This is a genomic window from Caballeronia glebae (assembly GCF_001545035.1).
In the GTDB taxonomy this organism is placed as follows: Bacteria; Pseudomonadota; Gammaproteobacteria; order Burkholderiales; family Burkholderiaceae; genus Caballeronia; species Caballeronia glebae.
The window spans coordinates 40538-67340 of sequence record NZ_FCOJ02000013.1 but is presented as its reverse complement, the minus strand read 5'-3'; the positions used below and the strand labels follow the sequence as shown (position 1 = coordinate 67340).

Genomic DNA, 26803 nt, shown 5'->3' with positions numbered 1-26803 from the left:
GAATCGCTTGAAACGGATTTTCACTATTGGCACACCCGTCGGGTTTGAACGAAACCCATCGGGCTCCGCAGGCGAGCCCTCGAACAAGGATCATCATCGTGCAAGAACTGCAAGAAAAGCCCGCTGACCTTTTTGCCGCCGCGATGGCGGATTTCCGCGCGGGCAATCGAGTGCAGGCCGCGAGCATTTGCCGTCGAATTCTCGCGAAAACCGCCGCGCACGCTGGCGCGAATCACTTGCTTGGCGTGGTGCAGCTTCTCGATGGCGATCCCGTGAGCGCCGAGTCGCACATCCGCGCTTCGCTTGCGGTTACGCCGAACGCGGAGGCGGAAACGGACCTCTCGCTGGCGCTGCGCCGGCAAAACCGGCTCGACGAGGCCGAAGCCGCGCTGCGCCGCGCAATTGCGCTCGATCCGCAATTTGCGCTGGCCCGCAAGAGCCTCGCGCGCCTGCTGCCCGAAAGAGGCGACCTCGCGGGCGCGGAAGCGGAGTTTCGCGCGGCGCTGGCGCTCGACCCGAACGACGCGGAAATGCATTTCCACTTCGGCCGAATGCTGACGCAGCAGGCGCGTCATGCCGATGCGCTCGCCGCATTCGAACGCGCGGTCGCGCTGCACCCGTCGTGGGCGGAAGCGTCCAACAGCCTGGGCAGCGCGTTCGGCGAACTGAACCGGCGCGACGAAGCCGAAACCGCGTTTCGCCGTGCGCTCGCCCTTCGTCCGCGCTTTGCCGAGGCGCTGTGCAACCTCGGCACACTGTTGTTCGATTCGCGCCGTTTCGACGAGGCGCAAACCGTCTTGCGCGCGGCTTTGGAGGTGAATCCGGACTTCGCGTCGGCGTGCTTCACGCTGGGCAAGACGCTGAACCATCTCGGCCGCAGCGAAGAAGCCATCGAAGCCTATCGCCGCACGGTGAAACTCACGCCCGATGCAGCCGGCGCGCAGAACGCGCTTGGCGCGCTGCTGGCCGAAGCGGGCAGCTTCACCGAAGCTGAAGGTCTGTTGCGCCGCGCGGTCGAGCTGAATCCTGGCTTTGCGGCTGCGCACACCAATCTCGGCAGCCTCCTGCAGGACACGAACAGGCCCGCGGAGGCGGAGCCGCACCTGCGCACCGCCCTGGAACTCGCGCCGGACAACTGGATCGCCGCCCACAATCTCACCAATCTGTTGCGCAACGTGCGCAGGTTCGACGAGGCCGAAGCCATCGCGCGTCGCGCGCTCGCATTGAAGCCCAACTCGGCCGACTCCTATATCGGCCTGGCGAACGTTCTGGTGGGCAAGGCGTCGGGCGACCTTTCCGAGGCGCTGAATCTGTACCGCAAAGCAATCGCGCTCGACCCCGACAGCCTGATGGCGCACGCCAACCTTTGCTACGCGCTGACCTTCGTGTCCTTTGACGGCCGCGACGTGTTCGAGGAAATCGTCCCGGTCTTGGTGTTCGTCAGTGCGCCCGTCGACGAGGCCACGCCCAGTGCCACCGAATTGGCCGTCGTGGCTTGCGCATAGTTGCCGATTGCAGTCGAGTTCGCAGCGTTGGCGTTCGAGTTCACGCCGATTGCGGTCGCGTAGCCTGCGAGTCCGCTCCCGTGCTGTTCGCATGGAAGTACTTCGTGCCCGTGGTGTAGATGTTGTTGACCGAGTTGCTCACGTTGGTCAACTGCGAGTAGTTCACCGCGTCGCCGGCGTTCGAGCCGTCAGCCACGTTGATGATCTTCGTGCCGCCCGTGTGCGTCGAGCTGTTGTACGTGGTGCCGCCCAACGTGATGCTGTTGTGGGTCGAGTTGTCGTACTGAACCGAGTTCTGCGCCAGCACATTGATCGAGTTGATCGAGTTGCTGTTGTTGTTCACCGCAGAATTCGTCGCGAACAGCTGCGAACCGTTGATCGCGTCCGTCGAGTTGGACGTGACCTGGCCCGCGCCCACGTTCGTGATCGTGCGCTCGGCGTTCACGCCAACTGCGATACGTTGACCGCATCTGTGGCGTTGACGCCGGCTGCGAGGCTGACGATCCTGTTGCTGTTCAGGCTCGTCTGGTTCATCAGGTTGATGCCCTTCGGACCATATAGCGAGACAACGCCTTGCGTACCCGTATTGGTTGCACCGACAACAATGGCCGCATTCGTGGAGTCGGGACTGAAATAGTTCCCGTTCTCGCTCAGAGTCACGCCAGTATTATTAGCGCTTCCCCCAACACACGTTGCAGGCCACGAGCCTGTAACCCCATTGTTCTCACCTGTGGACCACTGCCCATTCCAGCCATTGAGTCCACTCGAAAAACTCGCGTAGCTCGTCGGGCCGCAGTTGATAATCGACCCCGCCATGGCGGTCGGAGCAAACGAGAACATGCCGGCCAGCCGCGACCAACGCACCCCCAGCGACCGCCTTCCGCGCCGCTTTGCTCTTGCCCTTGCCACGTCCCTTCGCCACTTCCGGGACGGCAACCCACGTCTCGGTGGATTCGTTCCAAACAACCCGATAATTCTTGTTCATTAAAGAACCTCTGTAACCACGAAATAGAAAAACAACGGCGAGCAACGAGTGCGTTGATCGCGCAATCGGAAAAAACCTAGATACGCAAAACTGAAATGGCGCTGAACTTACATCGGCGTTCAAGCCCGACCTAACAGATAACCTTGCTTGTCAGTCACGACGCTTTCAAAAATTACAAGCGTCTTAGAATTCACCGCACACGATACTTTTCCCGGCGTCTCAATAACATAGAAAAACTCTTAAAAATTGCGACGATGTGCGAGCGAATGCCTGGCTTCGCTTTAAGAATTTTTGAGAAAAGGACTAAATGCGCGCCATGCCTGCCCGCACATGCATGAGATCTGTCAGATGACAACTTCTTAAACGCCGAGAAAGGGCCTTTTAATACTCTTTCTTTCGATTGACGCGGTATTCGACCGGTGATTTCGGATTTATCCTAAATCACCGACCCAATCGCAATTGAAGCTCATTAAAAACCGCCGAGTGGTGCGAAACAGACGTTTTTTATTCAGGCCGTCGCTAGCCAGTCTTTCCACGCTGTGACAAAACCGTGTTCGATTGCGCGCGCAAAGCGAGCGCCATCCATGAGCGCGGAGTCACGCATGCGCTGACGCAATTCCGCGCGAAGCTCGCGCAAACGCGGCCGGTTCAACGAAAGCGCCACCGCCGTCTCGATAAAACCCTGTTCGTTCGCCGCTGCCAGTTCGGAGAGGCCGAGATTGGAAAGCAGCGAATAACCGGCGCGGGCCGCCGGCGTCTTGCCAATGGCTGTGGCCACCGGCACGCCCATCCAGAGCGCGTCCAGGCTCGTGGTGTGGCCGTTGTAGGGGAACGTGTCGAGCACGAGATCGATCTCGCAATACGTGCGCAAGTACTGCTCTCTTTGCTGATATTCGAGAAAATCCAGCCGTGCGGGATCAATGCCGAGCGCCGCGAACTTGCCCCTCACCGCCTCGCGCGCGCCGCCATGCCCGAGAAGGAGTTTCAGCCGAGAATCCGGCACCGCGCGCAAGACCTCCGCCCAAAGGCCGAACGTGTGATCGGTCAGCTTGCACGGGTTGTTCAGGCAGCCGAAGGTGATGTGGCCCGCCGAATCGGCGGGAAGCGGACCGGGTTCGATATCGCCGTTCAGCGGTTCGTAGCACCAGAAGGTATCGGCGAGGCGAATCGACTTTTCGCTGTAGCGGGCGTCCGCGGCGGTGTCGCCAAGCGGATCGAGCCATGAATCGGTGAAGCGGTAGCCAATGGAACTCAGGCCCGTCGTGCCCGGATACGCGAGCCACGCCACCTGCACCGGCGCGGGACGGCGCGCGAAAAGCAGCGGCCGCGCGGTGGACATGTGCATGGTCAGATCGACCAGAATGTCGATGCGGTCTTCCCTGATTTGCGCGGCTAGCTCGTCGTCGTCGAGCTTGTGGACGTCGCGCCAGATGTCGGCGTAACCCTTTAGCTCCTGTGTCACGTTATCCGGCGTCGAAGCGCTCGAATAGCAATACACCTTGACCGCTTCGTGATCGTGGCTCTTCAACAGCGGGCGCATGAACAGCGCCTGACAGTGGTTGCGGAAATCGGGCGAGACATAGCCTACGCGCAGTCGCCGCGCGGGAGAACGGTCGTTCGGATACACCGCTTCGCGCGCGAGGTAAGGCGTCTCGAAATGCTTCGCGAAGCGGCGGCTTGGCGGCAAGGCTTACTCGTACGCAGGCTCGGACGCGACGGGCGTGGTCTCGGTGGGTAAGGGTGCGGACTCGGTTGCAATCGGTACGGGTGCGGTTGCGAACTTCACGAACGACGTAGCGCTGGGTGCAAACTCGACGACGGCGCCGGTGGTGAACACCCCGGGCGCGACGCTCCACGGCAAGTACTACTCGTTCGCGGGTTCGAACGCGCAGAGCACGGTGTCGGTCGGTAGCAAGGGCCAAGAGCGCACGATCACGAACGTTGGAGCGGGCCAGATCACGGCCGACTCGACGGATGCGATCAACGGTTCGCAGCTGTACGCGACGAATCAGGCGCTCGGGAACGCGATCAACGCGTCGGGTGAAGGCGCTGTGAAGTACGACAACACGTCGAACTACAACAGCGTGACGCTGGCGGGTCCGGCGTACAACAGCACGACGCACACGGGCGGCACGAAGATCACGAACCTCGCTGACGGCACGAACGATAGCGACGCAGTGAACTACTCGCAGTTGTCGAATGTTGCGGGCAATGTCACGAACATCAGCAACTCGGTCAACAACATCTACGGTTCGGGCACGAAGTACTTCCATGCGAACAGCACGGGAGCGGACTCGCAAGCGTTGGGTGAGGACTCGGTTGCAATCGGTATGGGCGCCATTGCGAACAACAAGAACGACGTGGCTCTCGGCGCGGGTTCGATTTCGACCCAAGCTGTCGGCACCGTTGGCGATTCGATTGCTGGACAGTACTACGGGTATGCAGGCTCGACCCCGATCGGTACGGTGAGCGTCGGTTCGCCGGGCGCTGAGCGCACGATCACGAACGTGGCGGCAGGACGCGTCTCGGCGGGTTCGACCGATGCTGTGAACGGCTCGCAGTTGTACGCGACCAACTCGGCGGTGAATTCGCTGCAGGGTGAGGTCACGAACATCACCAACAGCGTGAACACGCTGACGAAGAATGCGGTTCAGTACGACGACTCGACGCACAACAGCCTTACGTTGGGCGGCGACACGTACAACACCACGACGCAAACCGGCGGCACGATCATTCACAACGTCGCGAACGGCTCGTCCGCCAGCGATGCGGTGAACTACCAGCAGTTGCAGGATGCACTCGGCAACGTGGTGAATATCGCTGAAGATGCTGCGAACCCGTTCTTCACGGCTCAGGGCGATCGCGATACCGAGGGTGCCGTAGCAACTGGCACGCACGCTACTGCAATGGGCGCCAGCGCTAACGCGTCGGGCAACCAGGCAACGGCGATCGGTGCGGGCGCTACCGCTTCGGCTAACAACGCCGTGGCGCTGGGTGCGAACTCGGTGGCGGATCGTGACAACACCGTGTCGGTTGGTTCGGCGGGCAGCGAACGCCAGATCACCAACGTTGCGGCTGGTACGCAAGGTACGGACGCTGTGAACCTGAATCAGTTGAATCAGGGCATCAGCCAAGCCAACTCCTATACGGACCAGAAGGTCAACGCACTGGGCGATCAGATCAGTTCGACTGCACGTGCTGCCTACTCGGGTGTTGCGGCTGCGACAGCGCTGACGATGATCCCGGATGTCGATCAGGGCAAGACGATCGCCATGGGCATTGCTACCGCCAACTACAAGGGCTACCAGGCTACGGCTATCGGCGCGTCGGCGCGTATCACCCAAAACATCAAGATGAAGGTGGGTGCGGGCTACAGTCAGGCGGGCACGACGGTGGGTATCGGCGCAGCGTATCAGTGGTAAGTTGAGGCGCGGGGCGGCGCAAGCCGCCCCAGTTCGCGATACCTAATTCCATATTTAGTAGAGAAGATTATGTACATTCGAGTACTTATGGCCGCCGTCATTGCGGCGGTTGTAACGGGCTGTACGAGCTATTCCGGCCCCATGCACAACGCGGACGTGGTCACGCTGGCATCCGGCGATCAGGCGTGGCGCGTCCAGTGTCTGGGTTTGCTGGAAACCAGCAAGACCTGCGTCGATGTGGCGAAGAAGATCTGTAAAGATCAGAAAATTCGTCTGATCGGAGCCGTGGATCACATGAACTCCAAGCAAGGCGCCAAGGGAGATCCGAACGAGATCACGTTCAAGTGCGGTGATGAGCCGGCGGCAGCCAAGCCGGTCGTGGCGCCTGTTCCGGTTCCCGCTCCCGTGCCGAAGCAGCTTCGCTCGCTGACCCTTGAGGGCGACGCGAACTTTGCGACGAACAGCGCACAGCTCAGCCCGGTCGCACAACGCAAGCTCGACGAATTCGTGGCAGCGAACAAGGGTTACAGGATTGATCGCCTGGTTATTTCCGGTCACACGGATTCGACGGGTTCGCAGGCTCTGAACCAGCGTCTTTCGACAGCGCGTGCTCGCTCGGCGCAGGAGTATCTCGTTTCCCACGGGTTGACGGCTAACTCCTACGACGTTCGCGGTTTTGCCGCGACCGTGCCTGTCGCGTCGAACGCTACGCCGCAAGGTCGTGCCCAGAATCGACGCGTCGAGATCTCGACGAGCGGCGTCGAAATTCGCTCCGAAGGACAATAATCGAGAATCAGGTTTCGACCTGAACCCGGTTTAAGGCGAAGCAAGGTCCGAGTCCATTTCTGGGCTCGGACCTTTTTTTGTGCGTCAGCTTTGGTGAATCATCTGTCGACCGGGCAGGTTGCCGGTCTCATCGACGCGGCATGCGATTTTTGCAATGAGGATGACGCAGAGAAAGGAAATCGGCGGAAGGCAGGCTTTCGTTCGCTAGTCGGTCGCGGGCTGTCCTGCGGACCATTGCAAAAGCAACGACGGCAAACCCGCGCTATATCGATTCTCGAAACGAAGGCGAATCGTTTTAACGCCTCGCGCAGACGGCCCGAAGCGCTTGCGCGGCGCTTGGGTGATGCGAATCAGATGACGTGGGAGCGCAGGCCAGGGATGAGCGTCCTGGAACGCTGGATAGCGCTCGCCGATCCCGGCGAAGCGTATCCGAAAGAAAGTGACTGACGAGTTTGGCGCGCCGATCAGGCGGCGCAGTGCTTTTCCGCGAGTTCGGCCAGATCGCGCGAAATGCGCTCCATCGGCCCGGTCCAGTCGCCGAAGCGTGTCTGCCGATATAGCGTCGCCGTCGGATACCACGGGCTGTCGGTGCGATCGGTCAGCCAGGTCCAGTGCGGATTCACGTCGAGCAGTACCCACGTGCGTTGCCCGATAGCGCCGCTCAGATGCGCTGCCGACGTGCAAACCGAGATCACGAGGTCGAGCGCGCCAATGAACGCGGCTGTGTCGTCGAACGTGGAAAATTCGCTGGAGTGGTCGGCGATATCTAGCCCCGCCGAACGCGCGGCTGCGACTTCCGCATGCGCGCCCGGTTGCAGCGAATAGAACGCGACATTGCCGAGATCGCGGAAGTAATCAACATATCGCTCAAGCCCGACGCGCCGATACGGATTCCGCTGATGCGTCAGACTCCCTGTCCAGGTCAGACCCACCTTGAGCCGAGGCTCGCTGCCGAGGCGCTTGCGCCATTGTTCGACCGATTGCGGGTCCGGGTGAAGATAGGGCACGTCGGCGGGAATGGTTTCGAGCTGAGTGCCGAAAACGAGCGGCAACGTCACCAGCGACAATTCATAGTCGAAATGCGGCAATGATTCGACACCGCCGCCGAGGGTAAATTCGTCCGCGTGCCGGGCGAGGGAGCGCGCCACCAATCCGCCCATCTGTGGAAACGAATTCCACGCGAGCCGGCCGCCCTGACTATGGACATGCGCGGCGAGCATCGGCACATATCGGCAGAACTGCAGCAGATCGCCCATGCCTTGTTCGCCCCACAGGAGCAGGGTCTTGCCGGCGAGCGGCTCGCCGCGCCATGTGGGTCCGGGGAGCACGGGACGCCTGCCGCGCAGCTCGCTCGATCCGTCCCAGCGCGCTTCGTGTTCGCGCCAACCGTCCGCATAATTTCCTCTCAGCAAGTGAATCATGCCGAGATTCCACAGGTACATCCGGTTGCCCGGGTCGCGTTGGAGTGCCGCGGCCGCATAGCGCTCAGCGTCTTCCCAGCGCTGTGCCTCGCGCAGCGTTTGCGAGCGATTCGACATCAACACGGCACTTTCGGGCTGCATACGCTCGGCCTTTTCCTCGGCCTGCATCGCGGCGTCCAGATCGAAACTTCTCAGATGCACACGCGCGATGTTGATCGTCGCATTGACATCGTCGGGGGCGCGGTCAAGTGCGGCTTCCAGCAATTGTTTCGCTTCCTGATTCGATCGTTTCAGCGTAATGAGCGCGCTTGCGAGATTGTTGCGCAGATTAAGCGCCTCGGGATCGATGGCGAGCGCCGCGCGATAAGGAGCGAGCGCTTCCTCGTGACGATCGAGAAGCTGAAACGTAAGACCGAGGCGAAAGTGACTGCGAGCGTTCGCGGGATATAGCTTCACGAATGCTTCGGCGATGGCGACGGCGTCGTCGCCAGCGCTGAACGAAGTCAGATGAAGGAGCAACGCATCGAGTGCGTCGTCCGAGACCGGATGCAGTTTGGCGGCGGCGGCCAGCCAGATTTCCCGTGCGCGGGCGTCGCCGTCACGATCGGCGGCGACGGCATGGCATACGAATTCCCGGAAGGTGATCAGCTGTGTCTGTGAAGGATATTGGTCAGTTATGCTCATTATTTTATCGTCGGTTGAATGGCTGGCCTAACGCCGCTCAGGGTAAAGCAGGAGCGAGGGGATAGCCCTCGTAGTCCGGAAAGAGTCTTTGCATGAGAAAGCCGGGCATCATGTAGCGCGAGAAGCAACGCGAAGTCGACGCGGGATGCACGAGATGCAGACATGATGCGCCACGATCGTCGACGGCGATCACCTTGTTGTCACTTGCGATCACTTTTCGGATGAAGTGCTCGTCCTCGTACAGGCTCACGTCCTCGAACGGCTGCGCAAGCGCGAGAGTCTTCTCGTACACGTATGAAAAGCCGTAGAACATGATGAAATCCGCACCGATCTGCATCTTCTCGTGAAACTCTATCACTTTGACGCGCGGCCCTGTTAGCGCGAAATGAGTGCCCGTCTTCGCGTTCAGGTCCATGTAGCCGAAGAAGGCCGCGGCCGGCGAGTACACGTAGAACTCGGACAGCTTAACGAGACTTGCCTTCTGCTCGCACATGAGCCGATGCATGTCCGCGAGATAGTGCGGCGCATAGTAATCGTCGTCGTCGAAATGCGCAATGATCGGCGCGCTCGTTTCGCGGATCGAGGCATTGCGCTTGGCTCCGATGGAAAGACGCTTCGCGCCGTCGTGAAAATACCGCACGCGGCTGTCGGCGGCCGATAATGCCTGCATGAAATGACTCGGCTCGGGGCTGTCGTCGTGCACGAGCCACTCCCACGAAACCGTTTGACGCATCACGCAGTGCGCGAGCGCCGGCAGGAACGCATGCCGGTTCGCCGTCGGCGTGATGATGGCAATTGTAGGTGAATCTGCGCTCTTCATATGGACTCCGACGAATGAAGCCTGTTTAAACGCGCGCGGCTTCGTCGGAATCGCACCAGTCCGCCCACGCCGTCCGGATAGCCTGCTCGATGCCGCGAGCGAAACGCGCGCCATCCATGAGCGCCGAGCTTTCCATGCGCGCACGCAGGCCGGCGCGCAATTCGCGCAGGCGGGGCAGGTCGGTCGCGAGCGCCGCGGCTTTCGCGACGAATCCGGCGTCCGAGTCGGCCGCGAGTTCCGGCAGCCCGACGTTGGAGAGCAGCGCATATCCCGCCCGGCTCGCCGGCGTTCTGCCGATGATCGTTACCATCGGCACGCCCATCCACAGTCCGTCGAGGCTCGTCGTGTGGCCGTTGTACGGGAACGTGTCGAGCGCGATGTCGATTTCCCGATAGCTTCGCAGATAAGCATTGCGCGGCTGATAGTCGGTGAAGATCACGCGTTCGGGGTCGATGCCGAGCGCCGCGAACTTCGACGCGACCGACGCCCGCGCCTCGCCGTGCGCCACCAGCAGACGCAGACGCGAGAGCGGGACTTCGCGCAGCACCGCCGCCCAGAGCGCGAACGTGCGATCGGTGAGCTTGTACGGATTATTCAGGCAACCGAAGGTGATGAACCCGGCGTCGTCGGCCGGGAGCGGGCTCACTTGCGGCTCTGTCGTGAGCGGGTCGTAGCACCAGAACGTATCGGGCAGGCGGATCGACTTTTCGCTGTAGCGGGCGTCGCCATTGGACGCATCGACGGGATCGAGCCACGGGTCGGTCAGCCGGTAGCCGATCGCCTTGCTGCCTGTCGTGCCGGGATAAGCGAGCCACGCGATCTGGATCGGCGCGGGGCGAAGCGCGAACAGACGCGGCCGGCACGCCGACATGTGCATGGTCAGATCGAAGAGCACGTCGATTCGATCTGTCTTGATTTGATCGGCGAGTTCGTCGTCGCTCAGACGGTGGACGTCTCGCCATTCGTCGGCGCATGTTTTCAGATGGCGCGTCGTGTCGTCCTCGTTGCGCGAAGTGAAGTAGCAAAACACTTCGACGACATCGTGATCGTGACCGGTCAGAAGCGGAGTCATGAATAGCGACTGACAGTGTTGCCGGAAATCCGGCGACACATACCCCACGCGCAGCCTGCGTGAGCGTGAGCGGTCGTTGTCGAAATGGAGCGGCCCGTGCGGTAATTCCGCCTCGTGATGCGCGTTGAAACGACGGGCTTCGGCGAGCAACTGAAAGCCGTCCTCGCAGTTGAAATAGCGCGAATAGCTGAGGTTGCTGTGCGCGGAGCCTATCGCCGGATCGATTTCCGTTGCCCGGTGGAACGCGCGCAACGCGCCTTCGATATCGCCGCTATTCTTGGCGAGCAGTACATTTCCGAGTTCGACGTGAGCAGCCGCATAGTTCGGCCTGTTGGCGAGCGCGCGGCGAATGGCGGCTTCGGATTCATCGAGCTTGCGCTTGACTCTCAACACGATACCGAGCGCGACCCAGGCGTAATTGATGTCCTCGTCCAGTTCGAGCGCGCGGCGCAAGGGCGGTTCTGCTTCCCCCCATTTCGAGAGGTCGTACAACGCGACGCCGAGCTTGGCGTGCGCATGCGCGTCATCCGGGCTCAGCTCGCACGCTTTCCGCAGCGGGGCGAGCGCTTCGTCGAGCCGATTGCTGTCCAGATACAGCTTGCCGAGCGTGTGATGCGCGTCGGCATTCGTTGGCGCCGATTCCAGAACGATCTGAAGCTGTTCGGCGGCTTCGTCGATGCGACTCATGCGAACGAAGAGCTTCGCGAGCGCAAGACGCGCGCCTTCGAAGCCGGGCGCGGCGTCGAGTGCGTGGCGAAACGCGGTTTCGGCTTCCTGTGGGCGATTCGAATCCGAAAGCAGATTGGCGAGATTGCAATGGGCTTCCGCAAACCCCGGTCGCGCGGCGAGTGCCTGACGCAATGCGGCTTCGGCGGCGTCTCGCTTGCCGTTTCCGATCAGCACGATGGCGAGACTGTTCAGCGCTTCGGGCCAGTCGGCTCGTAGCCGCGTTGCTTTTTCGAGGTGAAGAAGCGCTTCGTCGTGACGGCCGCGCATCGAGAGAAGTTTGCCCAGCTCGTAGTGCGCTTGCGCCGATTCGGGACGAGCCGCGATATCCTGCGCGAGTCTCACCTTCGGATCTTCAATAGAGGCTGACTCAGCGATGGACTTCTCTTGCACGAAACGCTCCTTGTGACGACCTGTTTTCGCCGGACGGCACGCCGCGTGGCCGGCTCGGGTCCGTATCTCAATATCAATCAAATGGATATTAAGGAGGCGAGGCGGTGCGTACTATCGGAGAAGGCCGAAAGTCAGATGGAAGGCAGAGGCTTCTTAGAGAGAGGAGGGCTTCGGCTTGGCGCCTACGAGATCGGCGCGGTACGGCTGACGATGGGCGAACCGGGCGAACGCGAACGTCAGAAAGCAAAAAGCCCAGTCGCGATGACCGGGCTTTTTACTTGATTCTTTGGTAGGCCGTACGGGATTCGAACCTGTGACCAACGGATTAAAAGTCCGCTGCTCTACCAGCTGAGCTAACGACCCAAAAGAGGCGAAATTATAACCTTCGATTCGCGAATCTGTCAACCCGTTCGGCCGAAGAATCCTCGAATCGTCGAAAGAAAAACGCCCGCGGCTTCAATGCCCACGGGCATTCTCCCTGAGAGGCGCGAAACTCGAAAACGCGAAAAGCTTCGCTTACTTCACCTGCGACATCTTGCTCTGCGCCGTCTGCGCGACTTCCGTGCCGGAGTATTGCGAGATGATCTGCTGAAGCGTCTGCTTGGCCGCCGCCTTCTGACCTTGCTCGATCTGGTTGTTCGCGATTGCGAGCAACGCCTCGGGCGCTCGCGGATGCGTCGGATAACTCTTCACCAGTTCCTGCCAGATCGCAGTGGATCCCTTGTAGTCGCGCTGCGCATAGAGCGCATTGCCGAGCCAGTACCGCGCCGTCGGCTGATACGGGCTCTGCGGGTACTTCGCCACGAACGACTTGAACGACGCCGCGGCATTCTTGTAGTCACCGTTACGGAATTGAGTCGACGCTGCGTTGAACGCTTCCGTCTCGCCAGGCTGCACCGAACCGCTCACGCCGTCGATCGTCTCTTGCTGCGGCTCGAATTTCTTCAAGCGCGAATCGAGATCGGCGTAATAGTCCTTCTGCTGCTTTTGCAGCGTCGTGACCTGGTTGGCCAGATCCTCGTTCTGGCCACGAATCGTCGCGACCTGCTGATTGAGCTGGTCGATACGGTTCTGCTGATCGAGGATCGTGCGCTGCGCGGCCTGCAACTGACTCGACAGGCTGTCAGACTTCGTGCGCAGATCGAGCACGGCTTTACGCGCTTCGTTGTCGTCGAAGACGCCGGCGTGCGCGGGCGCACTCAGCATCGTCGAGCCAACCACACACGCGGCTGCGGCCATGCGCAGCAAGGGAAAGCGATACAACATAGAGCGACTCACCCGCAACTGGTTACGTTAAGTTGATTACTGCTGGTACACGAGGTCCGCACGGCGGTTCTGTGCCCACGACGAATCGTCGTGACCCGTCGCCGTCGGCTTTTCCTTGCCGAGGCTCACGGCTTCCATCTGCGAATCGGCGACGCCCATCAGCGACATTGCACGACGCACGGCTTCCGCACGCTTCTGACCCAGCGCCAGGTTGTACTCGCTCGTGCCGCGCTCGTCGGTGTTGCCCTGGATCAGGACATGACGCTCCGGACGGCTCTTCAGGTACGACGAGTGTTGCTGCAGCAGCGGCTGATAGTCGTCCTTCACGGCGTAGCTGTCGAAGTCGAAATAGATGCTGCGCTTCGCGAGCGGGCTATTCGGATCGTTCAGCGGGTCGATGTTGACCTGCTTCACGTCCGTCGGGTTCGGTTGCGTGCCGACTGCACCCTTGTTCTGGCCTTCATCGAGCTTCACGCCCGAATGACACGCCGCCAATGCGCCGACCATCGCAACTGCCAGGCCGATACGAAGTTTCGACATCATGGTACCTCTCCTTGTGTTGTAGCTGAACGTTGTATTTGATACGTTATTGCTGGACTTATTGCATGAACGGACCCCAGGACGGCTCGCGCACCACACCGCCCTGAACTGACAAGACTTGCCGCGTGCGACCGTCGGTCGAAACGGCTGCCAACACGCCACGTCCGTTCACTTGGGTGGCGTAGAGGATGTACTGACCATTCGCCGCGAAACTCGGCGATTCGTCATGCGTCGTGTCGGTCAGCCCCGTCGCCGTCCCGGACGCGAGGTCCTGCAGATACAGCTTGAAACCGCCGCCAGTGCGCGAAATGTACGCGAGTTGCTTGCCGTCCGGACTCACGCGCGGGCTGGTGTTGTAGGCACCCGCAAACGTGACCCGCTGGGCCGTGCCGGCGCTTTCACCCGCCGCCGGCATCTTGTAGATCTGCGGTTGGCCGCCGCGATCGCTCGTGAAATAAATCCAGTTGCCATCGGGAGAAAAGTACGGCTCGGTGTCGATGGAACTGCCTTGCGTCAGACGGCGCAGGCCGGAGCCGTCTGCGTTGACTTCGAAAATCTGCGTGTTGCCGGTGCGCGAGAGCGCGATCGCGAGCTTGCGGCCATCGGGCGACCACGCCGGGGCGCTATTGTTGCCCTTCTGATTCGACACGACCACGCGACGTCCCGTCGGCAGATCGTGGATGTACACCACCGGCTTCTTCTTCTCGAACGACACATAGGCGACCTTCGTGCCGTCCGGCGACCACGCCGGCGAAATGATCGGCTCCGGGCTGGAGAGGGCGATCTTCGCGTCCTGACCGTCCGAATCCGAAATCTGCAATTGATAACGGCCGCCTGTCTGAATGACGTAAGACAGACGCGTCGCGAACGCGCCGCGGCCGCCGAGCAGCTTCGCGTAGATGTAGTCCGCGATCTTGTGCGCGCTCATGCGCAGGCCGCTTTCGGCGCTGACGAGCGACAGGCCGCCCAGATTCTGCTGCTTGACGGTGTCGTAGAGGCGAAAGCGCACTTCGTACTGGCCGTTCGGCAGCTTGTTCACGCTACCCGAGACGAAGGCGTCCGCGCCTTTCGCCTTCCAGGAGCCGAGGTCGACCGAATCGGTTTCGGAAACGGGCGTGCTGCCCGCGTCGATATTCGTGAACTTGCCGCTTCGCTGCAGATCCTGGCGAATGATCGCGCTGACCTGCTGCGGCGAATTCGCTTCATTGGCGAAAGTGGCCGTCGCGATCGGAAACTGGGTCGAACCGACGCCGGTCACGAGTACGTTCAACTGGGCGTGTGCGGCGGTGCCGGCTGCGATCAGGCAGGACGCGACCAGCGTTTTCAGGCCAAGCTTCGTCATCAAACTCATGCTGTATAGGTTCCAGTAAAAGCGTTTTCAAGTGTCCGCGGACTGCAGAACAGACCCGCGCTCGCACAATTCGTTCCCGCAGCTTAATGCGCGCTTTCACGCGCATTTCCTGCCAGGCGTCACGCAATTCGCGATCAGCCTCCCGCCGGACGCAGCGTGATCGTGAAGCTCGAAGGCGCCTTGCCGTCGATATCCACGGGCATCGGATCCGAGTTCTGCACTGCACGCAGCGCCGCCGCATCCCATTGTTCGTTGCCGCTCGAACGCGTGATGTTCGCGGACAACAAAGTGCCCGTGGGCGAACAACGAACGGAAACCACGGTTTCGAGGCCGGCAGTTTCGCCGCCCCAATGAATGTTCGGCCGCACGCGGCGCTGCACCTTCTCGGCGTAGCCAGGCGAGGTTGCATTGCCGCCCGCGCCCTTGCCGGTGCCGCTCTTCGCGAGGCCTTCGCCGCTGCCCGCCGTGCCGCCGCCCAACTGTCCCTGCAACTGCGAGAGACGCGCCTTGCGTTCGCCGTCGAGCTTCGCCTTCGCTTCCGCGTCGGCCTTGGCTTTTGCCTGCGCGGCAGCCTTCGCCTTCGCTTCAGATTCAGCCTTGGCCTTGGCTTGTGCGTCGGCCTTCGCCTTGGCTTCCTGCTGTTCCTTCTGTTCCTTGAGTTGATCCTGCTTCTGCGCTTCGGCTTGCTGCTGCTGACGCTGCTTGTCCTGCTGCGCTTTCTGCTGCTGCTTTTGCAAATCGGCCTGGCGCTGCTGCTCGATCTGCTTCTGTTTGTCCTGCATCGCCTTCTGCTGCGCGGTCGCGGCGGCGGCTTGCGCGGCCAGTTGCTGCTGGCGCTTGGCTTCCGCTTCCTGACGCGTCTGTTCCTGCTGACGGCGCTGCTCGGCAAGCTGCGCTTCGCGCGCGGCTTCCTGCTGCTTGCGCTTCTTTTCCTGCAGCGCGATGTCCGCGTCCTCATCCTTCGCCGGGGGAGGCGCGGGCTGCACCTTGACCGGCGTGGGCGGCGGCGGAGCAGGACGGGGCGTCGGCGCGGAGGTATCGGGAATCTCGGTCCAGATTTCCGCTTCGGAGCCGGCGGGCGTGTTGTTTTGCCAGTTGATGCCGTGGTATAGCAGCCAGCCGAGCAGCAGGTGCATCAACGCCGCGAGCGCGAACGCCTTGCCCGTGCCGCGCTCGCGCGGCGGGCGAATCGGTCGCGCGGACAATGCGCGTGTCTGCTTGTGCAAAAGCGTCATTGCGATTTGACGAGCAATCCGACGCGCTTCACGCCGCGCGCCTTCATATCGGACATCACGTTCATCACGACCTCGTACTTCACGGTCTTGTCCGCCGCGATCACGACGGGCTGATCCGGATGCGATTCCTGACGATTGAGCACGAAGGTGTTCAACTCCTCCTTCGACATCTTCTGCTCCTGCGTCGCGCCGCCTTCTTCCTTGTAGCGCACGTTCATGCTGCCGTCCGCCTTGATGTTGATGACGAGCGGCGGCTGTTGCTCCTGCGGCTGCGCATTGCCGACAGTCGGCAGATTGATGATGGACGGCGAAACGAGCGGCGCCGTCACCATGAAGATGACGAGCAGCACGAGCATCACGTCGATGTATGGCACGACGTTGATGTCGGACATCGCGCGGCGCGAACTGCCACGCATGCTGGAACGAATGGGGCCTGCCATCGCGGACTCCTTCTTAGTGCGCCTGACGTTGCAGAATGTTCGAGAACTCTTCGATGAAGGTCTCGAAGCGGATCGCCAGACGGTCGATGTCGTGCGCGTAGCGGTTGTATGCGACCACCGCCGGAATCGCGGCGAAGAGGCCGATCGCGGTTGCGACGAGCGCCTCGGCGATGCCCGGCGCCACGTTCGCGAGCGTAGCCTGCTGCACGTTGGCCAGGCCGCGGAACGAATTCATGATCCCCCAGACCGTGCCGAAAAGGCCGATATACGGACTCACCGAGCCGACCGACGCGAGGAACGCGAGGTTCGCTTCGAGCACGTCCATCTCGCGCTGGAAGGCGGCGCGCATCGCGCGGCGGGAGCCGTCGAGAATCGCGCCCGGATCGGTGATGCGGCGTTCCTTGCCCTTCAGGAATTCACGCATGCCGGATTCGAAGATACGCTCCAGCGCGCCGATGGTGTGGCGGTTGTTCGCCGCGCTCTGATAAAGCGCCTGCAGGTCGCCGCCCGACCAGAAATCGCGCTCGAAACGCTCGGTTTGCGCGCGCGCCCGGCGAATGGCGAACCACTTGCGGAAAATGAAAGTCCACGACAGGAGCGACAGCAGCAGCAGCAGCGCCATCACCGCCTGCGCGAGCAGGCTCGCGTGAATGACGAGAGAAATGATCGACAGGTCTTGTGTATTGTTCATAAAGGTCCGCTGTTACGTCCCGAAGGGCGTCCGGTCAAAGCGTCATGCTTTCGTGAAATGGATGTGAATCAAACGAAAGCCGTGCCGTGGCCGGCTCATGCTCGTTAGTGCTTCCTTTGTTCCCGATGCCTTGGTTCGCTTCGGGGTGCGATGAGTTCATCGTTCAGGCTCGGTCAGGATTTGCGCTGGATGATGCCGCGCCGGGCGTCGCGTGCGGGCCGCGCTTCAGTCCGTCGAGCACCGCGTCCGGAATGGCGGCCGGGCGAATCGACGCGCGATCCACCGAGGCGACGCGAATGTCTCCGCTCGCGAGCAGCACGCCGTCGCGCCACGCTTCCTGATGAAAATCCACCGATGCACGGCCCAGGCGCTCGATGCGGCTCACGACGCGAATGACGTCGTCCAGACGCGCCGGCGACGAATATTCGACCGCCGTGCGTCTCACGACGAACAAGATGTCGTTCGCATCGGCGAGGCGCTGCTGATCGATTCCGCACGCGCGCAGCCACTCGGTGCGCGCCCGTTCGAAGAACTTCAGGTAGTTCGCGTAGAAGACGATGCCGCCCGCGTCGGTGTCCTCGTAATACACCCGAATCGGCCACTCGAAAATCAACGGATCACTCACCTTGGCGCTGCCTCGCTCGCGCGGAGGCTCGTCGGCACGGTCCCGCTCGAAATATGACGAATATTCATCGGCGGCATTTTACCGGAACCGGAAGCACCCCCGCCAAATCCTTAGGCAGATATCCAATTAGCCGCGGTGAATTTGCAACGGTGCGAACGTCTGGGCGAGCGGCATCATCTCGATTGCGTTGATGTTCACGTGCGCCGGGCGCGTGGCGATCCAGTAGATCGCGTCGGCGATATCCTCGGGCGTGAGCGCCTGCACGTCCTTGTAGACGGTCGCCGCTTTGCCGTCGTCGCCCTTGAAGCGCACGTTCGAGAATTCGGTGCCGCCCACGAGCCCCGGCTCGATGTCCGTCACGCGCAAGGCCGTGCCGGCGACATCGGCGCGCAGGTTCAGGCTGAACTGCCGCACGAACGCCTTCGTGGCCCCGTACACGTTGCCGCCGGCATACGGATACGTGCCCGCCACGGACCCGAGGTTGAACACGTGTCCGCGATTTCTCTCGATCATGCCCGGCAGGATCGCGTGCGTGACCGTCACGAGGCCCGTGCAGTTCGTCTCGATCATGTTCTTCCAGTCGTCGAGATTCGCGCGTTGCGCGGGCTCCAGGCCGAGCGCGAGACCGGCGTTGTTCACGAGCACGTCGATCTGTGCGAATGCATCGGGCAGCGTTGCGACGGCGTTGCGGACCGCGTTCTCGTCGCGCACGTCCAGTTCGACCGGCAGGAGCGCGTCGCCGAGTTCGTTCGACAGCGCCACGAGACGTTCCTTGCGGCGCGCGGCGGCGATCACGCGATGGCCGCCTTTGACGAACGTGCGGGCGATGGCGGCGCCGAATCCGGCCGACGCGCCGGTGACAAAAACGATCATGAGCGGACTCCGATGGGATGGAACAAGTAAAGCCGATGCGCGCACGGGAATGCGTCCGGCGACGGCGCAAAGCGTACTTCCATTGGTGCGGCGCGGCAAGCAATCGTGGGTGCGAACGATCGTGCTTTAACGGCGTTGGCGCGCCCGCCGAAATGGGCTGTAAGCCGGTTGCCTAAAGCATGGTCGCCCATTACACTACAACGCTCAAACCCCGCGTGACTGGCGATAGAATCTTCGGATTCAAGGTGGAGCGACCCACCAGGAAGCGCGGAGCGTCGTTTTGCCGTTCGCCTGGGCAGCTGAGATCCGCACGCCGTCGCTGCGTTGCCGGTGGCTGTCCGTTCCGCGAAACCGGATTCATCCTCTATCCGTCGCGCCTGGACTCCTTCGGTTTCCAGCGTTTTTTGCGTCTGCTTCAAACGTGGCGCGCGCGCGATCCGGTCAACCTGTTTTGATCTCACGGAAAACGTATGTTTGACAGAGCCGAAAGTACCCTCGCCAATGTCGATCCCGAATTGCTCAAGGCGATCGAGCAGGAAAACCGCCGCCAGGAAGATCACATCGAGCTGATCGCGTCGGAAAACTACACCAGCCCGGCCGTGATGGCGGCGCAAGGCTCGCAACTCACGAACAAATACGCCGAAGGCTATCCCGGCAAGCGCTACTACGGTGGCTGCGAATACGTCGACATCGTCGAGCAGCTCGCGATCGACCGCGTGAAGCAGCTGTTCGGGGCCGAAGCCGCGAACGTTCAGCCGAACTCGGGCTCGCAGGCGAACCAGGGCGTGTTCTTCGCGGTGCTCAAGCCGGGCGACACGATCATGGGCATGAGCCTCGCCGAAGGCGGCCATCTTACACACGGCTCGCCGGTCAACATGTCGGGCAAGTGGTTCAACGTCGTGAGTTACGGCCTGAACGAAGCCGAAGATATCGACTACGAAAAGACCGAAGCGCTCGCCAAGGAACACAAGCCGAAGCTGATCGTCGCGGGCGCGTCGGCGTTTGCGCTGAAGATCGATTTCGAGCGTCTGTCGAAGATCGCGAAGAGCGTCGGCGCTTACTTCATGGTCGACATGGCGCACTACGCCGGTCTCGTCGCCGCCGGTGTCTATCCGAACCCGGTTCCGCACGCGGATTTCGTCACCACGACGACGCACAAGAGCCTGCGCGGCCCGCGCGGCGGCGTCATTCTGATGAAGGCCGAGTTCGAGAAGCCGATCAACTCGGCGATCTTCCCGGGCATTCAGGGCGGTCCGCTCATGCACGTGATCGCGGCCAAGGCCGTCGCGTTCAAGGAAGCGCTGTCGCCGGAGTTCAAGACGTATCAGCAAGCCGTGGTCGACAACGCGCGCGTGCTCGCCGAAACGCTGGTAAAGCGCGGCCTGCGCATCGTTTCGGGCCGCACCGAAAGCCACGTGATGCTCGTCGATCTGCGCGCGAAGAAGATCACCGGCAAGGCTGCGGAAGCCGCGCTCGGCGCCGCGCATATCACGGTGAACAAGAACGCCATTCCGAACGATCCCGAGAAGCCGTTCGTCACGAGCGGCGTGCGCCTCGGCTCGCCCGCGATGACCACGCGCGGCTTCGGCACGAAGGAAGCGGAGATCGTTGGCAACCTGATCGCCGACGTGCTCGACAATCCGGAAGACCAGGCGAACATCGAACGCGTGCGCGCGCAGGTGTCCGACCTGACCAAGCGTTTCCCGGTCTACCGTTAATTCGCGAGCACACCGCCGATGCGCTGCCCATTTTGCCGACACGAAGATACCCAGGTCGTGGATTCTCGCGTGTCGGAGGATGGCGCGGCCATTCGGCGGCGGCGGCGCTGTCCCGCGTGCGACAAGCGTTTCACCACGTATGAGCGCGTTGAACTCGCGCTGCCGACTGTCGTCAAGAAGGACGGCAGCCGCACGGAGTTCGACCGTCGCAAGATCGTCGCGAGCATGCAGCTTGCGCTCCGAAAGCGCCCGGTCGCAGCCGACGCGATCGACGCCGCCGCGTCGCGCATCGAGTATCAGTTGCTCGGCAGCGGCGAGCGCGAAGTGCAGAGCGAGCGTCTCGGCGAGCTCGTCATGAACGAACTGCGACAGCTCGACACCATCGCCTACGTGCGTTTCGCCTCCGTCTACAAGCGTTTCGAAGACGTCTCCGAATTTGAAGACGTGCTCGATGAATTCCGGCGTGCCGCGCCGAAGAAGTCGAGTTCGCGCAAGCGCTGATCCTTTTCTTTTTCCTTTCCGCATCGTTTCCCTCCCAGGCCTGATTTCCTGACGTCCGCCCGCGCAGTGTGCCGGCTATCGGACGGCGTGAACACTCGGCCATTCGGCTAATGGCGGCGCGCGTGAGTTATCGCTAGATTGAGCTTTTCCGCTCGACTCGATCGATAAGGCATGCAGATGATCCGCGCAGCAAATCTAGGTTTCACGCTCGTCGAACTATGCGTAGTGCTCGCCGTGATGGCCGTGCTCGCGACGTTCGGCGCGCCTTCGTTCATCGCGTGGCAGACGCGCGATCAGGTCGATGCGCGGGCGCGCTCGCTCTTTTCCACGCTGTCGCTTGCGCGCGCCGAAGCCGTAAGGCGCGGCGCACGCGTCACGCTCTGCAGGATCGATGCGTCGCGCCGTTGCCTCGCGTCAGGTCGAAGCTGCGAAAACGGCGTCACGGACTGGTCGTGCGGCTGGGGCTTGTTCGTCGACCGCGACGGTGCCCCGGCGCTCCTGCGCATGCAGCCGGCCATGACCGCTGTCTCCATTGCAGGGACGTCGAGCGAGCTTTCGTTCACGCCGCCTTCGGGGCAGGTGATCGGCGGATTTCGCAGTTTCGATTTCGGTCCGCGCGGTTCCGATCCCGCCGCCAATCCAGCTTCACGACGATGCATACGGCTCGCGGCGGGCGGCCGGCCGCGCATGACTCAGGGAAGCTGCGGAGCGTCGGCATGAAGCGCGCGCAACATGGAGATTCGCTGATCGAAGTGATGATCGCGCTCATGCTGACGGCCGTGACCGCGCTCGGGCTCGTCGCGGTGCAAAGCGCGCTCGCGCGTGGCGAACGGGCGGCGTTGCTGCGCGAACGCGCCGCGCTCATCGCGGATTCGGTCACGGAAGGCGTCCGTAGCGATGCGGACCGTGCGGCGATCGTGTCGCAATGGCAGGCGAGGGCGGCGTCGATGCTGCCCTCGGGCGAGGTCGCGATATCCGATCGTGCCGACGGCGTGCGCGTCGCGACGGTGAGCTGGCGCGCCGAAGACCGATCCGATCCCTGTACCGAGCCTCAAGCGAAGCCGTTCGCTTCGTGCATTGCGGTGGCGTTCGCGCGATGACCTCACGCCCGTTCTCATCGCGCGGTCATACGCTGCTCGAAATGACGATCGCGCTCGCGCTCGGCTTGTTGATCGTGCTCGCTTCGCTGTCGCTCTATCGCGGTCAGCGCGCCGCGTTCGATCGTGCCGCCGATGCCGCGCGCATTCACGACGCCGCTTCGAACGCGCTGGACATGCTCGGCCAGCAGATCCAGATGGCCGGATTCCCGTCGAGCGGAGAGCCGGCCGTCGACGTCCCGATAGTCGGCTGCGCGCAAAGCCGCGTCGTCGGCGCCGATACCACGGCATCGTGCGAATCGCTCGCGAGCCGCTCGGACGGCCTGCAGGTTCGCTATGCCGCCGACTCGGTGTCCACATGGCCGTCTAGCTCGGGCATGCCAACGGATTGCCTCGGCCAGGCCGTCGCCGACGCCATCGTCACGAATCGGCTTTATGCCAAGGCCAGCAGCTCCACTGGCGAGCCCGAGTTGTACTGCGAGGGCAGCGGCAGGCAGGCGCAACCGATCGTCGAAGGCATCGAACGGCTCCGCGTGATGTATTGGCTCACGGGCTCGTCATCGGCATCGGACGCGTCGGCGATCTCGCGCGAACGCTGGCGCGATGCCTACGCCGCGGACGTGTGCATCGTCGTGCGCGGTTTCGCTACGCACGCCAAACGAAGAACGAGCTACATCGATTGCAACGGCTCGCCCGCTTACGTCGAGGACGGCCGCGTGCGCCAGGTCTTCTGGCGGCGCGTCGCGATACGCAATTCGCCGGCGATGGCATCCGGAGGCGCGCAATGAAGCGACGTTCGCGCACGCGCGGCGCCACGCTGCCGATCGTTCTGATTCTCGCCGCGACCATGCTGGTCACGACCGCCGCATGGTTGCAGACGTCGCTCGTGGCGGCGCGCGCGAGCGTCGCCACGCGTGAGCGCGCGCAGGCGCTTCATGCCGCGGACAGCGCGCTGATTCGTTGCAGCCGGATGCTATCCCTCGCGCTGCCGTCGATGAATTCGTCGCTCAAGGTCGAACCGTCGCGATGGCGCGCGAAGACATCGTTTGAAGGGCCATTCGCTGCCGCGATCACGCCGTTCGCTTCCTGGCCTTACGCGCGCCGCGCTCCGCAGTGCCTGATCGAATCTTGGGCGAACGCGTCGTATCTGATCACCGCGCGGGGCTTTGGCGCGACGGCGGATTCCGAGGCATGGCTGCAACTTCGGCTCGATATCGCCGATGGCGTGAGCGCGCGACATTGGCGGCGCGTAGTCGGCAGGCCGTTTTGAGGATCGACATGTACGAAAAGGCCTTCAGTCTGCTCGAACTGATGATCGCGCTGGGCGTGGCCGCGATCATCGCGACTTTCGCCGTTCCGGCGTATCGAACGCACGTGGTAAAGGCGCATCGGCTCGATGCCGCATCGGCGTTGATGCGCGCGGTTCAGTTCGTCGAAAGCGCGCGTCTTGCGCAGACATCGGAAAGCGGCGAAGCCATTGCGCTCAGTGCCGGCCTCAATCGAGCGCCGCCGAGCGGGGCGGCCGTGTACAGCGTGGCCGTGCTGCCGGAATCGCCGACGAACGGTGGTTATGCGATCGAAGCCGTGCCCATTACGCCCGGCACGATGCAGGATGATGCGTGCGGCGCGTTCGTCATCGACGCGACCGGGCTGCGCTGGAACCGTCCGCCCGACGCAACCGCGCCGCTCGATGCGGCACAGTCGGCGTCATGCTGGGCGGGTAAGAGTTGATGCCGGAATCAGAACACCGTTGGATCGGCGGCATCGCTGGATGTTTCGGGCGCGGCGCTCTTCATCTGCTGATAAATGCGCCAGCCTTCCCATCCGGCGAGCGCGAGACCGCCCCATTTGAGCACGGGCTTCGCGCTGTGCAGCAGCTTCGTTCTTACGGGCTTGGTAAGGACGAGCGACGCGAGCGAGCCGATGACCGGATACTGCTTGAACAGGACGCCGACATTGCCCGATCCGAGCAGCGAACCGAGCATGCCGCCGATGCCGCCTGCCGAGCCGCCGCGCTTGCCCCAGCGACGCGACCCGCCACCGCCGCCCGGCATCAGGAAGCGCAGGACACTGAAGTGCGTGACCGACGCGCGCAGATCATGCGTGGCTTGCCGCAGTTCCATGCGCTCGACATCCGCGCGGGCGATCAGCAGTTCTTTGCGCAGCGCGCGCATGTGCGGCGTGCGCAGCTTTTGCATCTTGTCGCGCTTGGGAGACTTGAAAGTGTCGTCGTGTTGGCTCATGGCTTGTTTTGGGCGCGGGAATCAACGGAAAGTGTCGCGGTCCTTGCGGAATTCGGCGAGCGTGTCGTCGAACATGTTCGGCGCATCGCGCAGGCTGCTGCGCGCGCGCAGGCCGCAGGCAATCGCGATGAGCGCGTACAGAAGAGTGATGCCGCCGAGCGCCTGCCAGCGATACGTGTCCCAGAAGAAAATGGCGATCAGCACTGTCAGCGAGATGAGCGCCATCATCGCGAGCATCATGGCGGCGAGCCCGAGGAAGAGCACGCCGATGAGCCGCTCCTTTTCTTCCTGAAGCTCGATGCCGATGAGTTCAAGGCGCGTCTCGAAGATGGCGAAGGCGGAGCTCAGAATTCGTCGCAATGGTCCGGGAGACGATTGCTGCATAGGCCGTTCGGTCGTCATGGGTTGAGTGCGAGAGGCGCGTTGGTGCCGCTATGTTGTGGTTCCGGTCGGCGAGTGAAGCAGCCGGCCGGTGCGAGTGTCGAACCGCGCGCCCGGGTAAGGCGCTCGCGGTTCAGTCCAGCGCGGACCGCGACAGAAAGCAGATTAGCAATCTGCGGGCCATTGAGTCGAAAAGTCAGGAGCTTACTTGCGGTTGATCAGAAGCCCGATCACCATGCCGAGTCCGGCCGCGATCCCGATGGACGCCCACGGATGCTCGTGCACGTAATCGTCGGTGGCGCGCGCGGCTTTCTTGCCTCGCTCAATCACGACGACTTGTGCATCGGCAGCTTTTTCCTTCGCTTGCTTCAGACGGGTGAGTGCGGTCTCGCGCAATTCGGAGGCGCGTTCTCCAGTGGCGGTAGCCGCTTGCTTCAAGAGATCTTCGGCGTCAGCGAGTACTGATTTGATATCCGACATGAATCGCTCCTTGTTGATTTCTGACATTAAAGACTCCAATCGGTGAGGTTACGCGAATCGTAACCAAAGATGGGATCGCTGACGAGGAGGCATGCGTCCTGCCGCGCGAACTGACGCAGTTTCCGTTCCAGTCGCGTAAAGCCGCGCGCAGGCGTGCGGTACCTCGTGATTTACATGACATTGCTTCGCGTTGATACGATCTGACCCGTAAAAGTTTCAGGCGTTCATCGAAAGTTACACAAGCCGATGCCCAAATGCACGAGAGAAAAGACAAAGGGCCGACGCAATTCAGCGCCGGCCCTTGTCGATTGTGAATGAAGCTTGTTTAGAAAAACGCTTGGATTCCCGTCTGCGCGCGTCCAAGGATCAACGCGTGAATGTCGTGCGTGCCTTCGTAAGTGTTCACCACTTCGAGGTTCACGAGGTGACGCGCGACGCCGAATTCATCGGAGATGCCGTTGCCGCCGAGCATGTCGCGCGCGAGCCGGGCGATGTCGAGCGCCTTGCCGCACGAATTGCGCTTCATGATCGACGTGATTTCGACGGCCGCCGTGCCCTCGTCCTTCATGCGGCCGAGACGCAGCACGCCTTGAAGACCGAGCGTGATTTCGGTTTGCATGTCGGCGAGCTTTTTCTGAATGAGCTGATTCGCCGCGAGCGGACGGCCGAACTGCTTGCGATCCAGCGTGTATTGACGCGCCGTGTGCCAGCATGCTTCGGCTGCGCCGAGCGCGCCCCATGAAATGCCGTAGCGCGCCGAGTTCAGACACGTGAACGGACCCTTCAGGCCGCGCACGTCCGGCAGCATGTTCTCTTCGGGGACGAACACTTCGTCCATCACGATTTCGCCGGTGATCGACGCGCGCAAGCCGACCTTGCCGTGAATCGCCGGCGCCGACAAACCCTTCCAGCCTTTCTCCAGGATGAAGCCGCGAATCTCGTCGCGCCCGTCTTCCTCCAGCTTCGCCCAGACGACGAACACGTCCGCGATAGGCGAGTTCGAGATCCACATCTTCGTGCCCGACAGCGAGAAGCCGTTCTGCACCTTCTTCGCGCGCGTCGTCATGCTGGCCGGGTCGGAGCCCGCGTTCGGCTCGGTGAGACCGAAGCAGCCGATCCACTCGCCGCGTGCCAGTTTCGGCAGGTATTTTTCCTTTTGCGCGTCGCTGCCGAAGGTGTTGATCGGCACCATCACGAGCGACGACTGCACGGACATCATCGACCGATAACCCGAATCCACGCGCTCCACTTCACGCGCGATCAGCCCGTAGCAAACGTAATTCAGGCCCGGGCCGCCGTACTGCTCCGGGATCGTCGGTCCGAGCAGGCCCAGTTCGCCCATTTCGCGGAAGATCGCCGGATCGGTTTTTTCGTCGCGAAACGCCTGCGTCACACGCGGCTGCAGCTTGTCTTGCGCGTAAGCGCGAGCGGCGTCGCGCACCATGCGTTCTTCTTCGGTCAATTGCTGATCCAGCAAGAGCGGATCTTCCCAGTTGAAACGGGCGGCGTCGGCCATGTGCTTGTCTCCTGATTTCATCGAAAAGCGCC

The 26803-nt window shown here is 62.2% G+C and carries 29 protein-coding genes, 1 tRNA gene, 3 pseudogenes and 1 riboswitch; of the genes and pseudogenes, 12 read left to right on the top strand and 21 right to left on the bottom strand.

Annotation, left to right across the window (positions count from 1 at the left end; translation table 11 throughout):
- Positions 1 to 143: 143 nt before the first annotated feature.
- Positions 144 to 1334 (top strand): annotated as a pseudogene (locus AWB82_RS11565) (tetratricopeptide repeat protein); the annotation flags it as partial.
- 35 nt (positions 1335 to 1369) lie between these two features.
- On the opposite strand, the gene AWB82_RS39155 reads toward AWB82_RS11565, so the two are convergent.
- The 5 genes from AWB82_RS39155 to AWB82_RS11540 all read right to left on the bottom strand — a co-directional run bounded on the left by AWB82_RS39155 (position 1370) and on the right by AWB82_RS11540 (position 4177).
- Entirely contained in the window at positions 1370 to 1549 is a 180-nt protein-coding gene (locus AWB82_RS39155; protein WP_407642992.1) for a hypothetical protein, read from the bottom strand.
- On the bottom strand, positions 1546 to 1950 hold the full coding sequence (locus AWB82_RS11555) for a hypothetical protein (protein WP_159462579.1): 405 nt from the start codon (positions 1948 to 1950) through the stop codon (positions 1546 to 1548). Before AWB82_RS11555 ends, AWB82_RS39155 begins: the two co-directional genes overlap by 4 nt.
- On the bottom strand, positions 1947 to 2165 hold the full coding sequence (locus AWB82_RS37615) for a hypothetical protein (protein ID WP_159462578.1): 219 nt from the start codon (positions 2163 to 2165) through the stop codon (positions 1947 to 1949). Before AWB82_RS37615 ends, AWB82_RS11555 begins: the two co-directional genes overlap by 4 nt.
- Positions 2166 to 2229: 64 nt before the next feature.
- Positions 2230 to 2490, bottom strand: a complete 261-nt coding sequence (locus tag AWB82_RS11545) for an ESPR domain-containing protein (protein ID WP_143756704.1) — start codon at positions 2488 to 2490, stop codon at positions 2230 to 2232.
- A 508-nt stretch (positions 2491 to 2998) separates the two neighbouring features.
- Positions 2999 to 4177 carry an O-linked N-acetylglucosamine transferase, SPINDLY family protein gene (locus AWB82_RS11540; RefSeq protein WP_086967270.1) on the bottom strand — a complete coding sequence of 393 codons (1179 nt, stop codon included), beginning with the start codon at positions 4175 to 4177 and terminating at the stop codon, positions 2999 to 3001.
- A 34-nt stretch (positions 4178 to 4211) separates the two neighbouring features.
- Here AWB82_RS11540 and AWB82_RS39150 point away from each other — a divergent pair.
- From AWB82_RS39150 to AWB82_RS11530, 3 genes and pseudogenes are all read left to right on the top strand, one after another.
- A pseudogene (locus AWB82_RS39150) lies at positions 4212 to 4295 on the top strand (hypothetical protein); the annotation flags it as partial.
- 129 nt (positions 4296 to 4424) lie between these two features.
- Positions 4425 to 5912 (top strand): annotated as a pseudogene (locus AWB82_RS11535) (YadA family autotransporter adhesin); the annotation flags it as partial.
- Positions 5913 to 5999: 87 nt separating this feature from the next.
- Positions 6000 to 6698: an OmpA family protein gene (locus AWB82_RS11530; protein WP_235023263.1), complete on the top strand. Its 699-nt coding sequence runs from the start codon at positions 6000 to 6002 to the stop codon at positions 6696 to 6698.
- A gap of 464 nt (positions 6699 to 7162) precedes the next feature.
- Here the strand turns inward: AWB82_RS11530 and AWB82_RS11525 are convergent, their stop codons facing one another.
- From AWB82_RS11525 to AWB82_RS11515, 3 genes are read right to left on the bottom strand one after another with little or no spacing between them, the layout of a single operon-like run.
- On the bottom strand, positions 7163 to 8803 hold the full coding sequence (locus tag AWB82_RS11525; RefSeq protein ID WP_086967267.1) for a tetratricopeptide repeat protein: 1641 nt from the start codon (positions 8801 to 8803) through the stop codon (positions 7163 to 7165).
- A 37-nt stretch (positions 8804 to 8840) separates the two neighbouring features.
- Positions 8841 to 9623 (bottom strand): glycosyltransferase family 2 protein, encoded by a 783-nt coding sequence (locus AWB82_RS11520; RefSeq protein ID WP_086967266.1) that lies wholly within the window; start codon positions 9621 to 9623, stop codon positions 8841 to 8843.
- A gap of 25 nt (positions 9624 to 9648) precedes the next feature.
- Positions 9649 to 11814 carry an O-linked N-acetylglucosamine transferase, SPINDLY family protein gene (locus tag AWB82_RS11515; RefSeq protein ID WP_143756703.1) on the bottom strand — a complete coding sequence of 722 codons (2166 nt, stop codon included), beginning with the start codon at positions 11812 to 11814 and terminating at the stop codon, positions 9649 to 9651.
- On the opposite strand from AWB82_RS11515, the gene AWB82_RS11510 reads away from it, so the two are divergent.
- On the top strand, positions 11809 to 12096 hold the full coding sequence (locus AWB82_RS11510; RefSeq protein ID WP_143756702.1) for a hypothetical protein: 288 nt from the start codon (positions 11809 to 11811) through the stop codon (positions 12094 to 12096). The genes AWB82_RS11515 and AWB82_RS11510 overlap by 6 nt on opposite strands.
- A 5-nt stretch (positions 12097 to 12101) precedes the next feature.
- Here AWB82_RS11510 and AWB82_RS11505 read toward each other — a convergent pair.
- From AWB82_RS11505 to ydfG, 9 genes are all read right to left on the bottom strand, one after another.
- A tRNA-Lys gene (locus AWB82_RS11505) sits at positions 12102 to 12177 on the bottom strand.
- Between the two features lie 153 nt (positions 12178 to 12330).
- Positions 12331 to 13080 carry a tol-pal system protein YbgF gene (gene ybgF / locus AWB82_RS11500; protein ID WP_086967263.1) on the bottom strand — a complete coding sequence of 250 codons (750 nt, stop codon included), beginning with the start codon at positions 13078 to 13080 and terminating at the stop codon, positions 12331 to 12333.
- A gap of 36 nt (positions 13081 to 13116) precedes the next feature.
- Positions 13117 to 13623, bottom strand: coding sequence for a peptidoglycan-associated lipoprotein Pal (pal, locus tag AWB82_RS11495; protein WP_086967262.1), 507 nt, complete (start codon positions 13621 to 13623; stop codon positions 13117 to 13119).
- A gap of 55 nt (positions 13624 to 13678) precedes the next feature.
- Positions 13679 to 14971, bottom strand: a complete 1293-nt coding sequence (tolB, locus tag AWB82_RS11490) for a Tol-Pal system beta propeller repeat protein TolB (RefSeq protein ID WP_086967261.1) — start codon at positions 14969 to 14971, stop codon at positions 13679 to 13681.
- Between the two features lie 134 nt (positions 14972 to 15105).
- The gene (gene tolA / locus AWB82_RS11485) at positions 15106 to 16206 is read right to left on the bottom strand and encodes a cell envelope integrity protein TolA (RefSeq protein WP_086967260.1); all 1101 of its coding nucleotides are present in this window, start codon (positions 16204 to 16206) and stop codon (positions 15106 to 15108) included.
- Entirely contained in the window at positions 16203 to 16646 is a 444-nt protein-coding gene (tolR, locus tag AWB82_RS11480; RefSeq protein WP_035500719.1) for a protein TolR, read from the bottom strand. The genes tolA and tolR overlap by 4 nt, the downstream gene beginning before the upstream one ends.
- A 13-nt stretch (positions 16647 to 16659) precedes the next feature.
- Complete coding sequence (tolQ, locus tag AWB82_RS11475; RefSeq protein WP_061121284.1) at positions 16660 to 17337, bottom strand: protein TolQ; 678 nt, start codon at positions 17335 to 17337, stop codon at positions 16660 to 16662.
- A gap of 163 nt (positions 17338 to 17500) precedes the next feature.
- The gene (gene ybgC, locus AWB82_RS11470) at positions 17501 to 17962 is read right to left on the bottom strand and encodes a tol-pal system-associated acyl-CoA thioesterase (protein ID WP_086967259.1); all 462 of its coding nucleotides are present in this window, start codon (positions 17960 to 17962) and stop codon (positions 17501 to 17503) included.
- Positions 17963 to 18088: 126 nt separating this feature from the next.
- Positions 18089 to 18835 carry a bifunctional NADP-dependent 3-hydroxy acid dehydrogenase/3-hydroxypropionate dehydrogenase YdfG gene (gene ydfG / locus AWB82_RS11465; RefSeq protein WP_086967258.1) on the bottom strand — a complete coding sequence of 249 codons (747 nt, stop codon included), beginning with the start codon at positions 18833 to 18835 and terminating at the stop codon, positions 18089 to 18091.
- A 205-nt stretch (positions 18836 to 19040) separates the two neighbouring features.
- A riboswitch (ZMP/ZTP riboswitch) is annotated at positions 19041 to 19139 on the top strand.
- A 166-nt stretch (positions 19140 to 19305) separates the two neighbouring features.
- On the opposite strand from ydfG, the gene glyA reads away from it, so the two are divergent.
- From glyA to AWB82_RS11430, 7 genes are all read left to right on the top strand, one after another.
- Positions 19306 to 20553 (top strand): serine hydroxymethyltransferase, encoded by a 1248-nt coding sequence (gene glyA / locus AWB82_RS11460; RefSeq protein ID WP_086967257.1) that lies wholly within the window; start codon positions 19306 to 19308, stop codon positions 20551 to 20553.
- Positions 20554 to 20571: 18 nt separating this feature from the next.
- On the top strand, positions 20572 to 21054 hold the full coding sequence (gene nrdR / locus AWB82_RS11455) for a transcriptional regulator NrdR (RefSeq protein WP_062263749.1): 483 nt from the start codon (positions 20572 to 20574) through the stop codon (positions 21052 to 21054).
- Between the two features lie 171 nt (positions 21055 to 21225).
- Positions 21226 to 21774, top strand: coding sequence for a GspH/FimT family pseudopilin (locus AWB82_RS11450; protein ID WP_086967256.1), 549 nt, complete (start codon positions 21226 to 21228; stop codon positions 21772 to 21774).
- Entirely contained in the window at positions 21771 to 22154 is a 384-nt protein-coding gene (locus AWB82_RS11445; RefSeq protein ID WP_086967255.1) for a type IV pilus modification PilV family protein, read from the top strand. Before AWB82_RS11450 ends, AWB82_RS11445 begins: the two co-directional genes overlap by 4 nt.
- Entirely contained in the window at positions 22151 to 22939 is a 789-nt protein-coding gene (locus AWB82_RS11440; protein WP_086967254.1) for a PilW family protein, read from the top strand. Before AWB82_RS11445 ends, AWB82_RS11440 begins: the two co-directional genes overlap by 4 nt.
- Positions 22936 to 23421 carry a pilus assembly PilX family protein gene (locus tag AWB82_RS11435; RefSeq protein ID WP_086967253.1) on the top strand — a complete coding sequence of 162 codons (486 nt, stop codon included), beginning with the start codon at positions 22936 to 22938 and terminating at the stop codon, positions 23419 to 23421. Before AWB82_RS11440 ends, AWB82_RS11435 begins: the two co-directional genes overlap by 4 nt.
- 8 nt (positions 23422 to 23429) lie before the next feature.
- Entirely contained in the window at positions 23430 to 23882 is a 453-nt protein-coding gene (locus AWB82_RS11430; protein ID WP_086967252.1) for a type IV pilin protein, read from the top strand.
- 8 nt (positions 23883 to 23890) lie between these two features.
- Here the strand turns inward: AWB82_RS11430 and AWB82_RS11425 are convergent, their stop codons facing one another.
- The 4 genes from AWB82_RS11425 to AWB82_RS11410 form a co-directional block, all read right to left on the bottom strand.
- Entirely contained in the window at positions 23891 to 24394 is a 504-nt protein-coding gene (locus AWB82_RS11425; RefSeq protein ID WP_086967251.1) for a DUF3318 domain-containing protein, read from the bottom strand.
- Positions 24395 to 24415: 21 nt separating this feature from the next.
- Positions 24416 to 24796 carry a phage holin family protein gene (locus AWB82_RS11420; protein WP_086967250.1) on the bottom strand — a complete coding sequence of 127 codons (381 nt, stop codon included), beginning with the start codon at positions 24794 to 24796 and terminating at the stop codon, positions 24416 to 24418.
- A 183-nt stretch (positions 24797 to 24979) separates the two neighbouring features.
- Positions 24980 to 25282, bottom strand: a complete 303-nt coding sequence (locus AWB82_RS11415) for a DUF883 family protein (protein ID WP_035500744.1) — start codon at positions 25280 to 25282, stop codon at positions 24980 to 24982.
- A 298-nt stretch (positions 25283 to 25580) separates the two neighbouring features.
- Complete coding sequence (locus tag AWB82_RS11410; protein WP_086967249.1) at positions 25581 to 26771, bottom strand: acyl-CoA dehydrogenase; 1191 nt, start codon at positions 26769 to 26771, stop codon at positions 25581 to 25583.
- Positions 26772 to 26803 lie beyond the last annotated feature (32 nt).